Raw genomic sequence first — 18,333 nt, 5'->3', positions numbered from 1 at the left:
TAAATAGGGCGTTCCTTATCCTGTTGCTAGCAGCTATTGCTGGATTACTTCGAAGCCGAAGCGTACCAATCGTTTACTTCTTTCGTTACTTGGTCGCCGCCGGATTTCTTCCAGTTCTCAACCATCGTATCGAACGAATCAAGCGGTGCTTGACCGTAGATGATTTTGGAATACGATTCGTTAACCAGCTTGTTCAGCAATTCGTTTTTGGACTTCATCGTTTCGGTCAGAGGACCTTGGAAGTAGTTCTTCATGCGAATATCTTTTTGATCCATAACGATCTTCATCGCTTCCAGGTTTTCCGGTTTACGAACGGCTTTCGTTTGCTCTTCGTATGGCGTAGTTGGAGCTTCGCCGTTGTATAGCTTAATCATCGTGTCTGCATACAGAGCCGGTTGACGTGCGCCTTCAAAGGTCAGCGAGTAGTAGATTGGCTCTACGAGATGCGTGCGGTCCGCATAGTTCGGGAACAGGTCCGGATATTTTTGCGGATCCTTCGTGATGGTGCCGTCCGGCAGTTTCGCCCAGTCATAGCCTTCCGCGAAGCCGTTTTCGAACTCGCTTCCTTTTTGCGGGTTCGCCCAATTATCGAAGAAGAAGTTGTAGTAACGGAGCAGCGCTTCAGGATGAGCCGCTTTCTTGTTGATCAGCATCCAGCCGTTAACGGACGGGTTGCCGCTTTGGGCACCGATTTTACCGTCTGGACCGGCAGGGATCGGGTAAGCTTTGTATTTCGCGCCAGGAACATTGTTGATCAGATCGCCAAACGGCCAGTCCGGCAGCCAGTTGCGGCCTACGATTGCACCCGCTTGACCTTTCGTGAAGAATTCGGAACCGGAGGTGTCATCCTTCAAACCGGAGTCTTTCGAGATCCAGCCTTTATCCATCCAGTTTTTCAGCGTTGCCAGAGCTTGCTTCGCAGCAGGATCCACGGAGCCGAAAGCCAGCGTGCCGTCAGCCGCTTTATTCCATTGGCCCGGCATTGTGCCGTAAGCGCCAAACAGCCAGCTTACGTCCGTCATCCAGTTCAGGAAGCCGTTCTTGAAGCCGAGAGCCATGCCGAATGTATCCGGCTTGCCGTTGCCGTCCGGATCCTTGTTTGTGAATGCATCCATGATGGCTTCAAGGTCGGCAACCGTTTTAGGAGCTTGAAGACCTAATTTATCCATCCAATCCTGACGGAGCCAGAGAACCATATCGTCATTGTAAGCGTAGTCGAGAACCGGCAGCGCCATTTTCTCGCCGTCGCGCGTTACCGGAAGGAACGTATCCGGGTTCAGCGCAGCGGCTTTTTTGTACTCCTCGCCCGCATACTTGTCGAACAGCTCGTTCACAGGCATGAATTGACCGGAGTCAATCAGCATGTTAACTGTTTCCATGTCGCCGCGGTACGTAATGACGTCAGGCATTTTCTCGCCGGAGGAGAGCATCAGGCGAAGCTTCGTTTTGTAAGCATCGTTTGTATCCGTTACAACCCAGTCGTATTTCACGTCGATGCCAAGGTTGTCTTTCATATACTTTTGCAAAACGTTGTTTTCCATCGTTTCGCCCGTTTTGAAGAAGTAATTCGTTCCTACGCCTTTAACCGTTGTCAGAGTGATCGGCTCTACGTATTTTTTGCCGTCCCAGCCCGTCTCGTCGACGCCGCTGCCCGCGTTGTCCGTACCCGCATTGTTTGTTGCCGCCGCGTTGCCGGAGTTCGTTGCCGCAGGATCGTTCGACGGCTTATTCCCGTTATTATTATTGTTCGATCCGCATGCCGCAAGACTTGCCGCAAGCACGCCCGTCAACGAAACGAGCATTAGCTTTTTCATTGAATTACGCATTTTTTTCCCCCCGTAAAATGATTATTATAGCATGAGAGCGCTTTATTTACTCTCAATTAATACTATAGTCTTGGTTATTAATGATAGAAATACCATAATTTTGAGTAACATGCCATTTTGTTATCCTCTTAAATATTTACTCTTTCACCGCGCCAAGGACAATCCCTTTGACGAAAAACCGCTGCAGGAACGGATACACAACCAGAACCGGAAGCATCCCGATAAAGATCTGGGCCGCCTTCACCGTACGCTGGGAAATGTTCTTGAGCTCATTGACGTCCGGGTTCAGCTTGCTGAAGTCCTGCTGTACGATAACCGTCTGCAGGAAGGTTGCGAGCGGATAGTTGCGGTAGTCGTTAATATAGAGCAAAGCGTCAAACCAGGCGTTCCAGTTGCCAACGATGGTGAACAGCGACATCGTCGCGATCGCCGGCATGGCCAGAGGCAGATAGACGCGGAACAGAATCGAGAAATGCCCCGCTCCGTCGATGAAGGCTGCCTCCTCCAGCTCCTTAGGCGTAGCGCGGAAGAAGTTCATCAGGAGAATCATGTTGAATACGGCAACGGAGCCCGGAAGAACAAGCGCCCAAATCGTGTTCATCATATGAAGATTGCGAATGACGATATACAAAGGCACGATCCCGCCGCTGAACCACATCGTAAACACGAAATACCAAGCGTATCTCGAGCGGGCCTTAAAGGCGGTATTATCCTTCGACAAAGCATAGCCGCCCAGCGTAATAACCGCCAGCGTAATGGACGCGCCGAGCGCCGTACGCCCGATCGAGATCCAGAACGCCCGGAGGAAGTTCGGGTTGTTCATCGTTTTCGTATACGACTCGGTATTGAAATCAACCGGCCACATGCCCACCAGATGCGCATTCGCAGGGGCACTGGCGCTAAAACTGATCGCTAGAATATGAATGATTGGTATAATGCACAGCAGACCCGCCAGACTCAGGAGAACGTAGTTGAAGACGGAGAATGCCCGGTAGCCGAATGTTTTTTGATACATGTACGCTGGTACCCCTTTCTAGAAGATTTTATAATCCGCATATTTTTGAGCGAGCTTGTAGCCGATGATGATAAGCACGAATCCGATCAGGGATTTGAAAATGCCCACGGCCGTCGCCAAGCTGTACTGCCCGTTCAGAATGCCCGTACGGTACACGAACGTATCGATGATATCGCCTTTACTGTAGACAAGCGGATTATACAAGTTGAAGATCTGATCGAAGCCGGCGTTCAGGATATTGCCAAGCGCGAGCGTGCCCACTACGATAACGATCGGCAGAAGCGATGGAATCGTCACGTGCCGCGTCTGCTTCCAGCGCGTCGCGCCGTCTACTTCAGCTGCCTCATACAAGGAAGGATTAACCCCTGCCAATGCGGCAAGGTATACGATTGTGCCGTAGCCAAACTGCTGCCAAATGTCGCTGAGCACAACGACAAACCGGAACCAGTTGCCATCGCCCAGGAACAGAATCGATTCCTTTACGCCAAACCAGTTGTGAAGCACCGAGTTAATGATTCCGTCCGATGCCAGCATGTCATTCAGAATGCCGCCGAGAAATACCCAGGAAATAAAGTAAGGCAGGTAGACCAGCGTCTGCACCGTGCGTTTGAACGGATTGAAGTTCACTTCATTCAGCAAAAGCGCGAATATAAACGGCACGATAATGCCGCATATAATTTTCAGGCCGGCGATCAGCGCCGTGTTCGTGATAACCTGCTTAATGTCCGGATAATCGAACATGAATTTGAAATGCTCAAGCCCTACCCACTTGGAATGGAAAATGCCATCGTACGGTTTGTAGTCTTGAAAAGCGATAACCAATCCTCCGAGAGGCACGTACACGAATATGAATTGCAGGATGACCGCCGGAAGCAGCATGACATGAAGAGGCCAGGTCCTCTTCAAAAATCCTCTCGTTTTCGATTTGTCGGTCTCCTGCCGCAAGACCTCATTGCCGGCTATCGCCTTTGTCGTTGTCCCCATCCCCATTGTCCTTTCCGCTATTCTATTTGTCGATTGACAGAGTTTCATCATGATGTATAGTAAGTATAGCAATCGGGGAATCGCGAAGTCTGCGCCAATGATTTTAGAACGATACCCCATTTTTTTGTTTTTATCGACTTTGATGCGGGGAGACGGACAGCCATGTCGCTGCGATTGAATACGTTTACAAAAATAGTCGGCATCATCGTTTTGCTGCTTATTCCGATTATCGCGCTCTACTGGTTTTCGAATAAGACAAGCATGGACGTCGTCATGAACGAAGTGGAAATTTCCATGCACAAGGACTTGTCCTACTTTGCCGCCGAGACCGATGAAACCGCGGAGCAGCTGGCGAAGAGCGGCCTTATGATAACCGAAGACATTAACGTCCGTACCCTCGAATTTCTGGAGATAGCCACCCTATACGAACAAACGGATCAGAAGATTCGCATTGCCGACAAGCTTCGGCTCATTAATGCCTCCTCCGATTGGGACACAACGATCAGCATCTATGCGCCGGCCACCAACACCTTCGTTTCAACCGACTTCCATCTGGAATACGATAAGGATCTCGTAGCGAAAAACTATTCCAAGGTCTGGAAATATACCGAGAACGTTGCCCCTTATTATCAGAACAATCCAAGGTTCGTAAGGTTTCTCAGCGAGCCCTACGACAGCACCTCCGGCAATGCGGGAGTTATCGTTGAAGTCAGCTTTGCGGCCGACGAATTAGTAAAAGCGCTTGAACGCTTCAAGGCGGGAAGCAAGGGAGATGTCTTCTTCAGCTCGCCGGATCAGGAGATTCTTGCGGTTAACGGCTCCGATACCGAGCTGCAGAAGAAGCTGCTTGCCAAGGTAAACCTGGAAAAGCTGTCGGAATCGCAATATACCCGCATTAAGCTCGACGGGGTCGAATATACCGTCAACAGCGTGTACATGCCCGAGCTTGGCTGGTACCTCTTCGACTACCTGCCCATCGATGATGTCGTCAGGCCGATTACGGCGAACAGCAATCTCTTTTACATCTGCATCGTCTTCCTCCTTATCGGCAGTACGATTGCGGCCTATGTGCTGTATACCAACGTGCAGGTTCCGATCCGGGAGCTGATCCGAGGCGTGAAAAAGCTGAAGAAAGGCGAATATCCGAAGCTGAAGGTGTTCCATCCGAACAATGAGTTCCACTTCCTGCTCGTCAGCTTTAATGACATGGCCTCCCAGATCGAGCAGCTCATTCAGAACGTATATCTGGAGCAGATTCGTTCCAGGGATGCCAACCTGAAGCAGCTGCAATCGCAGATTAATCCGCATTTTCTCTATAATTGCTTCTCTCTGATCCGCAGTCTTACGAGACTTGGGGAAAAGGAATCCGTTATGGAGCTTGCGCTGCATCTCAGCCGGTATTACCGGTATACAACAAGGTCCGAAAGACAGCTGGCCTACCTGCGCGAGGAGGTGGAGCTGGTGAAGAGCTACCTGGCGATTCAGGCGATGAACGTCCAGGATATGACTTATGTCATTACGATTCCGGAGGCTATGGAGGAGCTTGAAATTCCGAGGTTAATCCTCCAGCCGATCGTCGAAAATGCCGTTCTGCACGGCCTCGAGCCGATCGGCGGCGGCGAGGTGCAAATTGCCGGCTCGCAGAATGACCGGTACAACATTATAACCGTCACCGATAACGGAGTTGGCGTGACGGAGGAACAGCTGGCCCAATTAAAGCTGCAAATGTCGATGCCGCCAACGGAGGATAAGGGCTGCGCCTTGTGGAATACGCGCCAGCGGATGCTTCTGCAATACGGACAGGAAGCCGGCGTCCGGCTGTTCCGCGGCGATGACGGCGGACTTACCGTCGAGCTCTATTGGCCAAATGACAGTGAAGGAAACCAATGATGCAAGCCATTTCATAAGCATATCCTTACGAAGCAGAATTGCTTCGCAATTCTTTTAGGAGGAACAAGAGATGCGCCAACTTCTTATTGTAGATGACCAATCGATACTTGCCGACGATCTGGCAGATATGCTGCCATGGGAGGAAGCCGGCGTGGATGTTGTCCATAAAGCCTATTCCGGCCCGGAAGCCATTGGTCTGTTGCATGAGCATGCAATCGATGTCGTCATTACGGATATTCGGATGCCGGGTATGACGGGACTGGAGCTTATTCAGGAAATCAAGCAGAACTGGAAGCATACCAAATGCATTCTGCTCTCCGGTTACTCCGACTTTGAATATACGAAGCAAGCCTTGAAGCTGAAATCCAGCGATTATCTATTGAAGCCGGCGTCGGACGACGAGCTGCTGACCTCCGTTCGCCGCGCAATCAAGGAGCTTGAGCAGGAGTGGCTGGAGATCAGCTCGATGCAGCGTGCGATGTACTCCTTGCGGGAGCAGCTCCCGAAGCTGAGAGAATATTTGCTGCTGGATATGCTGAGCGGCAAGCAGTCGCTGTCCCCGCAGCGCCTGTCCAAAAAACTAGCCGCCTATTCGGTACCGTTCCAAGAAAACGACGATTTCCATGTCATGCTGCTCCGGATTGATGACGGAGACCATCTCTACGATGACGGCGAGAGCGAGGCTTTAATCGATTACGCGCTGGCCAATATCGCGGAGGAAGTGTTTGGCGATCAATTGGACATGTGGCATTGCAAGGATTCGAACGGTTTTATCGTATGTCTCCTGAAAGCCAAAGCCGGTTCAACCATCCCAGGCGACCTGGATGAATGGATTGAGAGCCACGCCTTCCAGCTCCAGCATGTCGTGAAGTCGTATCTCAAGGTCGGCATCTCCATTCTCACGAGCAAAAGAGGAGCATTCCCGCAGGAGGTCTGCCCTCTCTACCAGACCTCCATTACGAACTTCCGCCAGTTTATCGGCAGCGAACAGGAGCTGTTCGTGTCGCTCGCGAAGGAGCCGACGCGCGGCACGCCGCAGCTGCTTGGCGAGCTGTACCGCCCGCCTTCCGTGCTGCAAATGCTGGAGCTTGGCCAATGGGATGCCGCCGGCGAGAAGCTGGAAGCGATCTTCCGCGAGATTGAGGAGGAATGGCGGGGATCGCAGGAGCATGTGCTGGAGGCCTACTTCTCGATTGCGGCAACGCTTGCCGCCCTGGCGCACAAGAACAAGAAATGGCTGTCCGATATGATTGGCGAAGACTTCCACGCGTTTGCGAACGGCAGCCCGATACATAAGGTTGACGACCTGCGCGCGTGGACAGCCCGGACGATCGCTTCCTACCGGAAATCGGTCAATTCGGAGGATAAGGATTCCCGTTCCAGCATTATCCGCAAGGTTCAGGAGTATATTCATAATCATCTGGAGCAAGCCTCCCTTCACTCCATCTCGGCGCATGTGTATCTCAACCCCTCCTACCTGTCGAAGATTTACAAGACAGAGACGGGAGAAGGCATCAGCGAATACCTGCTGCGCGCAAGAATGGAGAAATCGGCTGACCTGCTTGCCCAGACGGATGAGAAAATCTATGAAATCTCGGTCATGCTAGGCTATCAGAAGCCAAGCTACTTTATCCAGCTGTTCAAGAAGCATTTTGGCATCACGCCTCAGGAGTACCGGAATAAGGTGACAAATTAGACGTACAGACATACAAAAGACGCTTCCTGTCCGGCAAGGACAGGAAGCGTCTTTTTCGTTTCTTTAGATCAAATCCGATTTCGATAGAAGCCTTTGAATCATAACGACAGCTTCTGCTCTTGTAATATTCGAGGCGGGAGCAAGAATCGATGCGCTTTGTCCCGATACGATTCCGGCTTGCAGGCAAGCGGCGATACCGCTTGTCGCCCAAGCCGAGATTTTCGATTTATCCGAGAACGCGTTGATCAAGGCATTTACGCTGCTCTCTTGAAGATCGGTTTGAACGCCCGTCACTGTCATCGCTTTGGCTATAATCGTCATCGCTTGTTCACGGGTAATGCTGTCATTCGGATGGAAGCTGCCGTCCGGATAACCGTTAATGAGCTGAAGCGAGTATGCCGTCTGAACATCATCGGAATACCAGGCCGATGCTTTTACGTCCTGGAAGCCGCTTGCGCCGGCATCCATGCGAAGTCCCAGCGCGCGAACGATAATCGCAGCGAACTCGGCACGGGTAATCGCTTTGTTCGGGTAGAACAACCCGTCTCCCGCTCCGCCGACAATCAAGCGGGATGCCATATCATTCACCGCGTTTTTGGACCAATGATTCCCTATATCAGAGAAGGAAACGGTCTTGCTCACGAGCGCATACAAGCTGTTCGTAAGACTGCTGATGACGGCATACTGCTTGCCCTCAATGGTAACCAGCTTCGTTGGCACAGGCCGGATAGATCCGTCCGGCTCTACGACGATTGCCGTTAACCCCGGATTTTGGGCATTGTTATCCGGAATGGCAATCATCCGTTCCACATAGGAAGCAAACGTCGATAGCTCGACCTTTTTGTCCCCATAAGATACAGTTACCGAGAACTGAACAGGCGATCCTGCCAGATTAAGCTGATTCTGCTCGACCGCCTTCTGCGTCCATGCTGTCATTGCTGCAGACGGTTTGCCGACCTCCACGTTCACCGTAACATCCTTGGAGTTTACGCTGCCGCCAAACAGCTTTGTCAGATTAATAAGCCCGGCAGGCAAGTCGTATACGGCATACTCCGTTTCAATCCGCAAGGTTGCTTGCTTCTCCATAAGCAGCTGCAGGAGATCGCCTGGTATCTCGCCAATCGCAACATCGGCCCCTGTTTTGATTGGAAGCACAATCGTAGCCTTTTGGCCGGAGGAAGCAAGGATTTCCTTCATTTTATCCGCGCTCAGATGGATGGTCGATACCGTTTGCTCTCCCCGGATGGAAGACTTGAGCTCGCCTGAGCGGTAAGCCTTCCCGTTAATGAGGATCTCGAAGCCGGAGGCCGGATTCGAATTATTGCTGCCGCTGTTGCTGCTGATTACGGCGAACGCAGCCGTTACGGTCAGATTGCCGCTGACGCTGCGATCCGTTCTTGTTGCACTCCCCACTCCGTCGCTCCAGCCGGCAAATTGGTAACCGGCATCCGGAACAGCCGTCACCTCCTTGCCATCCGAGCCGTGTGCCACCGTTTGGAGCTTATCGCCGGTCAATGTTCCGTGATCGCCTGCCGCATAAGTTAACGTATATTCGTTCATCGCGAAATGGGCCGTTACGTTCACGTCAGCCACAATTCCGGTATCCTGACGGGTATCGGTCTGAACGCCGTCGCTCCAGCCGATGAAATGATAGCCAATCGCAGGCTCTGCCGTTACTTCCGTACCATCGGCTCCGTAATTGACGTCCTGCGCTGCCGCTCCGGTCACGCTCCCTCCCACTCCCGCGGAATAGGTGAGCTTAAACGTATCGATCGCGAATTCCGCCGTGACGATCAGATTGCCGGTCACGTTCAAGTCCGTACGACTAGCCGTCGTTACGCCGTCACTCCAACGGACAAAATGATAGCCCGTATCCGCCGTCGCCGTTACTGCCGTGCCATCCGAGCCGTGTGCCACCGTTTGGAGCTTATCGCCGGTCAATGTTCCGTGATCGCCTGCCGCATAAGTTAACGTATATTCGTTCATCGCGAAATGGGCCGTTACGTTCACGTCAGCCACAATTCCGGTATCCTGACGGGTATCCGTCTGAACGCCGTCGCTCCAGCCGATGAAATGATAGCCAATCGCCGGCTTTGCCGTTACTTCCGTACCATCGGCTCCGTAATTGACGTCCTGCGCTGCCGCTCCGGTCACGCTTCCTCCTGCTCCCGCGGAATAAATGAGCTTAAACGTATCGATCGCGAATTCCGCCGTGACGTTCAAATTGCCGGTCACGTTCAAGTCCGTACGACTAGCCGTCGTTACGCCGTCACTCCAACGGACAAAATGATAGCCCGTATCCGCCGTCGCCGTTACTGCCGTACCATCCGAGCCGTGTGCCACCGTTTGGAGCTTAGCGCCAGTCAGTGTTCCGTGCGCTCCTGCGGTATAAGTCAATTCGTATTGGTCAATCGCGAATTCCGCCGTTACCGCAACGTCAGCTTGGACATTTTTCTCTTGGCGGGATGCCGTCAATACGCCATCGCTCCAGCCTACAAAATGGTAACCCGTGCCCGCTACCGCCGTTACCGTCTTGCCGTCTGTTCCGTAATCGACGGCTTGAGCAGCATCCTGGTTAATGCTTCCCCCGGTGCCTGCCGTGTAGGTCAGCGTATATTTATTAATGGTAAAAGCCGCCGTTACGCTTTTGTTAGACACCACTGCGAGATCTGTCCGGGATGCCGTCGCAACGCCGTCGCTCCAGCCGATAAAGCTGTAACCCGGGTTGGGTACTGCCGTTACTTCGCTGCCATTGGAGCCATGCGTGACCGTCTGGGAAGTCTGGCCGTCCAAGGTCCCGCCTGCCTCAGCTGCATAAGTCAGCGTATACTCGTTAATCGCAAAGCTGGCCGATACGCTTTTGTCCGCTTTCACATCGCGGTCCACGCGAGTGGCAGTCTCTGCCCCATCGCTCCAGCTTACGAAATGATAACCCGTATCCGGCATTGCCGTTGCGGCTTGACCGTCGGAACCGAAATCGACGGTCTGCACCTGCGATGCTTGCCCGTCAATGCTTCCACCCGTGTCTGCCGTATATGTAAGCTTAAACGTATCGATCGCAAACTGCGCGGTGACGTCCAAATTTCCCGTCACATTGCTGTCCACCCGGCTTGCATTCGTATTGCCGTCGCTCCAGCTTACGAAGTGATAGCCCGGGTTCGCTACGGCCGTTACGGTTGTGGCATTCCCGCCATGCGTGACCGATTGGGATACCTCCCCCGTAAGGCTGCCGTTCGGGCCAGCCGCATAAGTGAGCTCATAGACGTTGATTGCAAAACTAGCGGCTACGCTGACATCCCCGGTTATATCGTTTTCCTTCCGGTTTGCGTAAGCATAGTTATCGCTCCAATTGACGAAATGGTAACCGGTATTTCCTACGGCCGTTACCTCAGTCCCGCTTCCGCCCGTCCGTACGCCTTGCGCCGCATTGCCGCTAATCGTACCGTTCGAGTCCGCCGTATAGGTGAGCTTATGCTGCGCCATAAGAATCGTGCCGTTCGAGCCAAGCGCCATAAACTCACCGTTGACGTACGCGGCTCCGTACAGGACAGCTGTCGTGCCGCTTGCGCGCTGCTGCCAGTTCTGCCCGTCCGGCGAGCTTAGAATCGTACCGTTGCCGCCAACGACTACAAACGTGCCATCCCCGAATGCGGCTCCGTAGAACGTGCCACTAACCGGCGGAGTAACGGAAGTCCAGTTCGCTCCGTCAGGTGACGTAAGCATTTTGCCGCTGCTTCCGACCGCAACGAATAGTCCGTTGCCGTATGTAACTCCCCGCAATGCCGTTGCAACACCCGAGCTTTGCGGCGTCCAGTTTGCGCCATTGGATGAACTCAGTATCGTCCCTCCGCTGCCAACCGCGACATAGGTCCCTCCGCCGAATGCTACCGCATTAAGCGCCCCGCTTGTCAGCACTTGCTGGCTCCACGAATACCCGTTGCTTGAGGTCAAAATCGTTTGCGTCTGATTGAAGTTGATGTCGTTGCTCGCGCCAACCGCTACGTAACCCGCGCTGCCGTAAGCTACGCCGTACAGCGTTTCTCCCGACTCGCCGGGAGGCGTAATCGAACTCCAATTCACCCCGTCATTGGAGGTCATTATCTTCCCGTGATAGCTCTGTTGACCGTACATTATGTACTGGGAATAACCCACTCCCACAAAATTAGCGGGGCCGCCGTATACCAGGCCTCTAATCTCGTGATTGCCCGTAGACAGCGCCGTCCATGCCGCGCCCGTTGTTGAAGTGCGGTACAAGCTTCCAGCGTGCATATCCCCTTGATTGCTGCTTATAAACGGCATTGGCGGGGTACCTGTTGCAACGATCGTTCCGTTGCCGTAAGCCGCCGTACGGAATGAATCCGTAGAATCGGTCGAGCCCGACGGCTTTGCTACCCAGGACAAGCCCTCCAGCGCGTCCGTCCCCCCGCTTGCGAGGGCTTTACCATATGCCGGCAGCAGACCTGCTACTATTGCGAAGATTAATACCATTGCTATCTTCCTGTTTAATGCATGACGACTGATTGCATTTCCCCAGTTGTTCCTACCCATCGCCTGACCCATCCCATCCTCAAATATGACAATATACGATAATGCTAAACAGTATCATATACCATACCAACGAACTAATATATTATACCTACGACCTATTCTATCATTTATAGCGCTATAGTACTGCCACGCGCACGAAAAGAACCGGCTATCGCCGATAGCCGGTTCTTTAACAAACTCTATTTACGAATAAAATGCCTGTTATTTCACGGCATCCGCTGCCGCAAGCGCGTCAAGGAAGGATCGATGCACCTTGCCGTTGGAGGCTGCGACGTTGCGGACGCCCAGATTGTACGGCTGCCCTAGCGTATCGGTTACGATGCCGCCGGACTCCTGAATGAGCAGCGCGCCTGCCGCAAGATCCCAGCTGTTCAGGCCAATCTCCCAGAAGCCGCTTAACCGGCCGGCCGCGACATAAGCCATATGAAGCGCAGCCGAACCGCCCGAGCGGATATTGCGGACCTGCGGCGCCAGCGCCTGCAGCCCTTTCATGTTAAGCGGCAGCGCATAACCCGCGTCTGCCGGGAAGCCCGTAGCAATAAGACTCGTCTTCAGGCTATCCTCTTGGGATACGCTCATCCGCTTGCCGTGCACGTAAGCTCCTTTACCCTTCTCGGCAATAAACAGCTCGTCGCGCATCGGATCATAGACAACGCCAAGAATAACCTCGCCTTTATGGGCAAGCGCAATGGATACTACAAAGAACGGAAAGCCGTGCACGAAATTGGTCGTCCCGTCAATCGGGTCGACAATCCATAAATACTCGGCCTCGCTTACTTCCTCCAGCGCGCGCGCGGATGCTTCCGGCCCCGGCTCAACGCCTTCCTCCCCGAGGAAGGAATGATGAGGGAAATGCGTCAGCACAAGACGCTTGATCAGCGTCTCCGAGCCTTTGTCCACTTCCGTCACCAAATCGTGAGCGGAATACTTTATATCAAGCTTCTCATAGTTTCCTAGCTTAGACTTAATCCATTCTCCAGCCTTAGCCGCGCAGTTAATCGCCACGGCGGCGAAGCTTTTGCCTCCGACGACGGTGCCCTGCTGATCACTTACAGTCACAGTCCATCACTCTACTCTCATCATAATTTTACTAAACCCAGCCTCTAGCTTTTCACAATGCTTTTTTAAAAAAATGGCATGTTCATATCTTATACGAATGACTTCCTCTGCAAGTTTCGCGCAAGTTGTTATAGAGGTAATGTATACTTCGTATATTTTTAAAATATTACCGTAGTGTTAAAGCTTCGTCAAACCCTCGTAGATTAATTGGGCGGCCAGCAGGAGCAGCGTAACCCGCAACAGCCAGAGCAGCCCTTTTCCGCTCATCCGACCCGCGATGATGGCTCCAAGCTTGCCGCCGATCCAGGCGCCAGGCACCAGCGCCAGCACGATCCAGTAATTGATTTCCCCCAGCCAGCCGTGCATCCCGCTCCCCAGTATCGAAGAAAGAAAAATGACAAACATAGACGTTGCGGTCGCCGTATGCGGCGGGAAACGGAACAGAAGCACCATAAGCGGAACAAACAGGGAACCGCCGCCTATGCCAAACAAACCGGATATGAGACCCACGGCAAACCCGATAGCCAGCGCGGGAACAATCGCATAACCGTACGTATGCTCCTGCCCCTTCGCATCTATAATCGTACGCTCGATCGGCCATTCCCGGTTGATGGGCTTCAAATAATCGCGCGCTACGAGCAGACCGGCCATAAGCAGCATAAAAATACCGAAGGACAGCGAAAAGGCAGCGCCTTGAAACCGGCTGGTCAGCGCGGAACCGATCATGGCGGCAGGCCCGCTTGTAATAAAGAACAGCCAACCGCTCTTGAAATCGACCAGCTTCTTCTTCGCATAGCTCAGCGTGGAGGCAAGCGCCGTCACGATAAGCATCGTCAGCGAGGTGCCCACTGCCGTGGCATGGCTGATCTCGCCCCCCGTCAGCTGCGGTCCCAGCAGCATAAGCACCGGTACGATAATAATACCGCCGCCTAGACCTACTATACTGCCAAACATCGCTGCAACAACGCCAAGCAGCACAAGAAGAATCCATTCCAACACGATACCTTCACCGCTTTCCGGCTCAATGTGACCCCAAAAATGATGTAGTTGCACAAGATGAAAAGGGTCTCCCTCTGCCCTATTGGCGGGAGAGCGCGTTTCAATCCGGAGAATTCTAAGCCCTGTTATAAACGCTCAAAATTCAAAAATAACACCGCCAAGCAACTTCCGCCGTCCTGTTGCGGCGGTACTTGACGGTGCTATCGCTTAAGGTTCAATCTCCACGGTACCGCCGTCCAGAATCCGGATTCCGTTTCCTTGGGCGGCCATTTCCTTTAAGTCCTCCATCAGCTGGAGCAGCGCGGCATCCTTGTTTTTCGCCTCCAGCATGCAGTCAATCCGCGGCGTTGCAGCGGCAACGCTCCGGAGGAATTGCACCAGCGGCTCCGGCTCCACGCCATCGGCATGCCCCCGGGGATCGGATAGGCTTTTTGGACTCGAAGCATGGATTTTGGGCGGAAGCCCTCCTTCTTCCAGGCCAAGACGCTGCTCCTCCAGCGTCCACGTTCGGGCAATCCTCGGCCATAGACCGGCGGAAAGCTCGTCCATCGTAACATCCCCGCTGTTCACGGCATGATGGTGGATGTCGAGGACCATGGGAACGCCAACAGCTTCGGCAGCGGCAATCGTTTCCCTGGCATCAAACGTTTTATCGTCGTTTTCGAGTGTAACCCGATGCTTGTACCGGTCAGACAATGCGCCAAACTGCCGGATGAAGCGCTCGCCGGACAGCTTCTTATCGCCATAGGCGCCGCCCATGTGGATATTGCATTTTACCGTTTCCGGCAGCTCCATCCCTTCAAGCATCCGTATATGATAATCGAGATCCCGTTCCGATTTGACCAGAACATCGGGCCGATTCGTGCTGAATACGCAGAAATGATCGGGATGGAAGGAAGTCCTCATTCCCGTTTTTTTCGCATAGTCGCCAATCTCCTTCATCGACGGACGAAGGACGGGGAACGGATCCCAGTCCAAGAGATCTTCATGCGTTGCCAGCGGTATCAGCTTGGAGGAGAAGCGGTACATATGAATATCATGGGCATTGGCATGCTTCATGATCCGGAGCGTGTTATGCAAATTTTCCTCGGCAATCCGCTCCAATTTCCTTATGCCGGCTTCTCTGTCATTCAGCTTGCTGAAATTCGCGAACGTCATCGTCCGAGACGGCGAAGCATTCTCTAGAATCGTGCTCATGGCGACAAATCCGAACCGGACGATCATAATCAATTATACCCTCTCTCCGAAAAACATCTCGTATGCGAGAGCCGTCTGAATGCGCGCTTCCTCCTCCGTCAGCTTGCGCACCAGCTCCATCTCCACCTCCGTCACTTCTTCGCCCTGGAAATTGATTTCCGCAATGGACGCGAGAATGCGTACGATCGCAATCGCTTCGTTGTCAGGCGTATACGCGATTACTTTCTGGCCGGTCGGGAAGACGCGGAACCCGCTCTTCACCATTTTGCCCCTGCCGTATTCAAGCAATTCATACAGCTCTTGCTCCGATTTGAATTTGCATACGGAATTAAACTCAGTTGCAAAGCCCATCTCTATCCCTCTTTCCCTGTAGTCCGATTTTTTGCATCGTTTCGTTTAGTTGCCTCCGCTGCTGCCGTAATCGATCGTTTGTCTAACCGCGTAGCGCTTAAACGCCAGCTCGATCAGCTTATCCAGCAACTCCTTGTACGGCATGCCCGACTCCTTCCACATCAGCGGGTACATGCTGATTGGCGTAAAGCCCGGCATCGTGTTCACTTCGTTAATGAACAGCTGGCCGTCCGTCTTGCGAAGAAAGAAATCAACCCGCGAGAGCCCTGCCCCGTCAATCGCCAGGAATGCCCGAAGCGCCATATCCCGCACCGCCTCCGCGGTCTTGTTCGGGATATTCGCCGGGATATGAATAGTGGACTTGCCGTCCACATACTTGGCCTTGTAGTCGTAAAACTCGTTGGACGGAGCTATTTCCCCGGGTACGGATATCTTCGGATCGTCATTGCCGAGAACGCTCACTTCGATCTCCCTGGCATCGACGAATTCCTCCACGATAACCCTGCGGTCGAACCGGAAGGCAAAATCGATTGCGGCGATCAGCTCATCGCGGTTCTTGGCTTTGGATATGCCTACGCTGGAGCCCAGGTTGGACGGCTTTACAAAACACGGGTAACCCAAGGCGACTTCGCATTCCATAATAAAAAAGGAGGCGTCCTTCTCCCACTGCGCCCGGTTGAAATACCGGAAGACGCATTGCGGCAGACCCTCGTAGGCGAATATCTTCTTCATCGTAATCTTGTCCATCCCTGCGGCGGAGGCCAGAACCCCCGCCCCGACATAAGGGATGTCCGCAATTTCGAGCAGGCCTTGAATCGTCCCGTCCTCGCCGAAGGTACCGTGGAGCAGCGGGAAAACAACATCGATCGGCTGTCCCCCGCCCGCCAGGGTTCCGCCGGCCAAGCGGTCCAGCAGCGGGGCAAGCGGAAGGTCCGGCACAACCGGCACCGGAGCCCCGTCCACGGGCGCAAGGCGCAGCTCGTCAATGGCTCCCGGCTGCCCGCCTAGCATCGAGCCTACTCTCCATTCGCCCAGCCTGGTAATATAAAACGGCGTTATTTCATATTTTGCGTAATCAAGCTCCCCCATCACCGCAAATGCCGTCCGCAGCGATACGTCATGCTCTCCCGACTTCCCTCCGTAAATCAACCCTAAGTGTACTTTCTGCCCCATTAGGTATCCTCCGGTATGTTATTTTTAGAAGTGGTCCGCAATATGAAAAAAACGGTATCTTGTTTGCTCGGTCCAAGCATAGGAGTCCCGGTAATCCCAGAACCGGTGCCGGCTAGGAACCGTATTCGCGTTTACAAGCGGCATGCCCGCCGCATCGAAGGCGGTTATGATGGTGCTATGCTGGTACCGGTTGTCGCCGTTCCAGTCGTACGTGATAACATCGCCGAGCTGAAGCTCCTCCACCGATTGAACGACGGTCGCGTGCAGGCCGGAATTGCGTTTGCCGGATAAATAATGGGTCAGCGCATTGGACACCGCCCAGCTGTAGCTCCACCATTCCTTGCCGCCGCTGCGGCCTTTGTACCACCAGCCGCTTTCTCTTTTACCAGTATAGTTCATAGGCGCGTGGCCTGCAAAGAGACACTGGGAAATATAGTTAGTGCAGTTCACCTCGAATTCCTCGTAAGCCGGATTCCCCTCGTTCCACCACCGGTCGGCGTATGCCGCCGCCAGCTCGCGGCGATAGGGAATGCCTTTTATCCTTTGCTTCAGCTGGGGATATTGGTCCAGGTTCAAAAAAGGAGTTGACCGGAAGACCGATGCTTCGCGGATTTGATCCAGCTCCTCCTCCACCGCCGCGGTATATTCGGAAGCGCCAAACCGCGGTCTCCGCTCGGCAATGACGGGCTCGATCCGGAAGATGCGCCAGGCGCCCCCCGACTGATTCAGCCATAACCGCTCGATTTCGGTCCGCTCCTCCAGATAATACAGCCCCGACTGCTCCATCTGCCTTTTGATATGAAGCTTCACTAGCACGGATACTTCGGCAGCGGATTCATTCACCTTGATGAGCTCCGCCTTGGTCTCGCCCCTGGCGGGAAGCACGCCGCGGTACAGATCCCTTTCCCGCAGCCGTTCAAGCCGGTAACGAAGCCTCAAGCAATGGTCTTTGTCTTCTATATAATCATCGAGAGCGGCATAATGCTGATCCGTCTCGGCCTTGTTATATAAGTTCACGTACTTGGATATCACGGACTTCCATTCGCCTGCCTTCTCCCTTTTTCCGGAGCCTTCCTGCTCGGCGGAGCGAAGCAAGGAAGAAAGCTTCGCCACCTGTTTCCCGGCGGTATGTCCGGCGGAAGGCTGGGCAGACTTTGTAGGTGCGGATTGGACGGGTAGCCCAGCGGGCGGCGTTTGGCTGCCCCGCTGCCCGCGGTCGGCATTCTCCCGCGTCACGCCAGAAGGACGCTGCGTTTCAGGCTCATCCGCCTTCAGTAATAATTCGGACGGCTGACTTGTTCGCACCGCCGCCGGTTGGAGCACTAAAGCTTTGCTTGGCCGCTGCTTGTCGGGACGATTCCTCGTTTGATCCGATCGCGTAGACATGGCTACCCCTCCCATTCCTGTATTTGCTGGTTCATTATATGAGCAAATGTAAGATTTCATGTAACAATCACCAGGGGGCTTGGGAACACTACCTGAGGTAAACAGGAGATATGAGCGTTTAAGCGGAGGCTTTCGAAGCGATGCTTCGCAAGCTTTAAGCGGATGCTTTCGAAGCGAGATTGCTTCCCAAACTTTTAGGAGGTTAGTAA

The 18,333-nt window shown here is 53.4% G+C and carries 12 protein-coding genes; 2 read left to right on the top strand and 10 right to left on the bottom strand.

The features are described from left to right. Positions 1-44: 44 nt before the first annotated feature. The 3 genes from EV294_RS20290 to EV294_RS20280 form a co-directional block, all read right to left on the bottom strand. Positions 45-1,826, bottom strand: a complete 1,782-nt coding sequence (locus EV294_RS20290) for an extracellular solute-binding protein (protein WP_132310074.1) — start codon at positions 1,824-1,826, stop codon at positions 45-47. Between the two features lie 136 nt (positions 1,827-1,962). Further along, the gene (locus EV294_RS20285) at positions 1,963-2,841 is read right to left on the bottom strand and encodes a carbohydrate ABC transporter permease (protein WP_132310072.1); all 879 of its coding nucleotides are present in this window, start codon (positions 2,839-2,841) and stop codon (positions 1,963-1,965) included. 18 nt (positions 2,842-2,859) lie between these two features. Next, the gene (locus tag EV294_RS20280; RefSeq protein ID WP_132310070.1) at positions 2,860-3,825 is read right to left on the bottom strand and encodes an ABC transporter permease; all 966 of its coding nucleotides are present in this window, start codon (positions 3,823-3,825) and stop codon (positions 2,860-2,862) included. Between the two features lie 162 nt (positions 3,826-3,987). Between EV294_RS20280 and EV294_RS20275 the strand changes: the two genes are divergently transcribed. Beyond that, on the top strand, positions 3,988-5,715 hold the full coding sequence (locus EV294_RS20275; protein WP_132310068.1) for a sensor histidine kinase: 1,728 nt from the start codon (positions 3,988-3,990) through the stop codon (positions 5,713-5,715). Positions 5,716-5,785: 70 nt separating this feature from the next. After that, the gene (locus EV294_RS20270) at positions 5,786-7,411 is read left to right on the top strand and encodes a response regulator transcription factor (protein ID WP_132310066.1); all 1,626 of its coding nucleotides are present in this window, start codon (positions 5,786-5,788) and stop codon (positions 7,409-7,411) included. 63 nt (positions 7,412-7,474) lie between these two features. Here the strand turns inward: EV294_RS20270 and EV294_RS20265 are convergent, their stop codons facing one another. From EV294_RS20265 to EV294_RS20235, 7 genes are all read right to left on the bottom strand, one after another. Further along, a complete protein-coding gene (locus EV294_RS20265; protein ID WP_165930756.1) occupies positions 7,475-11,899 on the bottom strand; it encodes an InlB B-repeat-containing protein in 4,425 nt (1,474 codons plus the stop codon). A 261-nt stretch (positions 11,900-12,160) separates the two neighbouring features. Then, positions 12,161-13,018: an inositol monophosphatase family protein gene (locus tag EV294_RS20260; protein ID WP_132310062.1), complete on the bottom strand. Its 858-nt coding sequence runs from the start codon at positions 13,016-13,018 to the stop codon at positions 12,161-12,163. A 177-nt stretch (positions 13,019-13,195) separates the two neighbouring features. After that, a complete protein-coding gene (locus EV294_RS20255) occupies positions 13,196-14,014 on the bottom strand; it encodes a sulfite exporter TauE/SafE family protein (RefSeq protein WP_132310361.1) in 819 nt (272 codons plus the stop codon). Positions 14,015-14,224: 210 nt separating this feature from the next. Beyond that, a complete protein-coding gene (gene uvsE / locus EV294_RS20250) occupies positions 14,225-15,241 on the bottom strand; it encodes a UV DNA damage repair endonuclease UvsE (protein ID WP_132310359.1) in 1,017 nt (338 codons plus the stop codon). Positions 15,242-15,247: 6 nt separating this feature from the next. Beyond that, positions 15,248-15,565, bottom strand: coding sequence for a hypothetical protein (locus EV294_RS20245; protein ID WP_132310060.1), 318 nt, complete (start codon positions 15,563-15,565; stop codon positions 15,248-15,250). A 45-nt stretch (positions 15,566-15,610) separates the two neighbouring features. Then, complete coding sequence (locus tag EV294_RS20240) at positions 15,611-16,738, bottom strand: D-alanine--D-alanine ligase (RefSeq protein ID WP_132310058.1); 1,128 nt, start codon at positions 16,736-16,738, stop codon at positions 15,611-15,613. 24 nt (positions 16,739-16,762) lie between these two features. Beyond that, complete coding sequence (locus tag EV294_RS20235; protein WP_132310056.1) at positions 16,763-18,124, bottom strand: amidase domain-containing protein; 1,362 nt, start codon at positions 18,122-18,124, stop codon at positions 16,763-16,765. Positions 18,125-18,333: the final 209 nt, after the last annotated feature.

This window comes from Paenibacillus sp. BK033, from assembly GCF_004345425.1.
Classification (GTDB): Bacteria; Bacillota; Bacilli; order Paenibacillales; family Paenibacillaceae; genus Pristimantibacillus.
Note: the sequence above shows the minus strand (reverse complement) of the source record. Positions and strands in the feature narration are given on the sequence as shown.

Bases quoted from the DNA above. Each gene is read 5' to 3' on its own strand.
- EV294_RS20285 (WP_132310072.1), bottom strand. From the start codon at position 2,841: ATGTATCAAAAAACATTCGGCTACCGGGCATTCTCCGTCTTCAACTAC.
- EV294_RS20265 (WP_165930756.1), bottom strand. From the start codon at position 11,899: ATGGTATTAATCTTCGCAATAGTAGCAGGTCTGCTGCCGGCATATGGT.
- EV294_RS20280 (WP_132310070.1), bottom strand. From the start codon at position 3,825: ATGGGGACAACGACAAAGGCGATAGCCGGCAATGAGGTCTTGCGGCAG.
- EV294_RS20235 (WP_132310056.1), bottom strand. From the start codon at position 18,124: ATGTCTACGCGATCGGATCAAACGAGGAATCGTCCCGACAAGCAGCGG.
- EV294_RS20240 (WP_132310058.1), bottom strand. From the start codon at position 16,738: ATGGGGCAGAAAGTACACTTAGGGTTGATTTACGGAGGGAAGTCGGGA.
- EV294_RS20290 (WP_132310074.1), bottom strand. From the start codon at position 1,826: ATGCGTAATTCAATGAAAAAGCTAATGCTCGTTTCGTTGACGGGCGTG.
- EV294_RS20270 (WP_132310066.1), top strand. From the start codon at position 5,786: ATGCGCCAACTTCTTATTGTAGATGACCAATCGATACTTGCCGACGAT.
- EV294_RS20245 (WP_132310060.1), bottom strand. From the start codon at position 15,565: ATGGGCTTTGCAACTGAGTTTAATTCCGTATGCAAATTCAAATCGGAG.
- uvsE (WP_132310359.1), bottom strand. From the start codon at position 15,241: ATGATCGTCCGGTTCGGATTTGTCGCCATGAGCACGATTCTAGAGAAT.
- EV294_RS20275 (WP_132310068.1), top strand. From the start codon at position 3,988: ATGTCGCTGCGATTGAATACGTTTACAAAAATAGTCGGCATCATCGTT.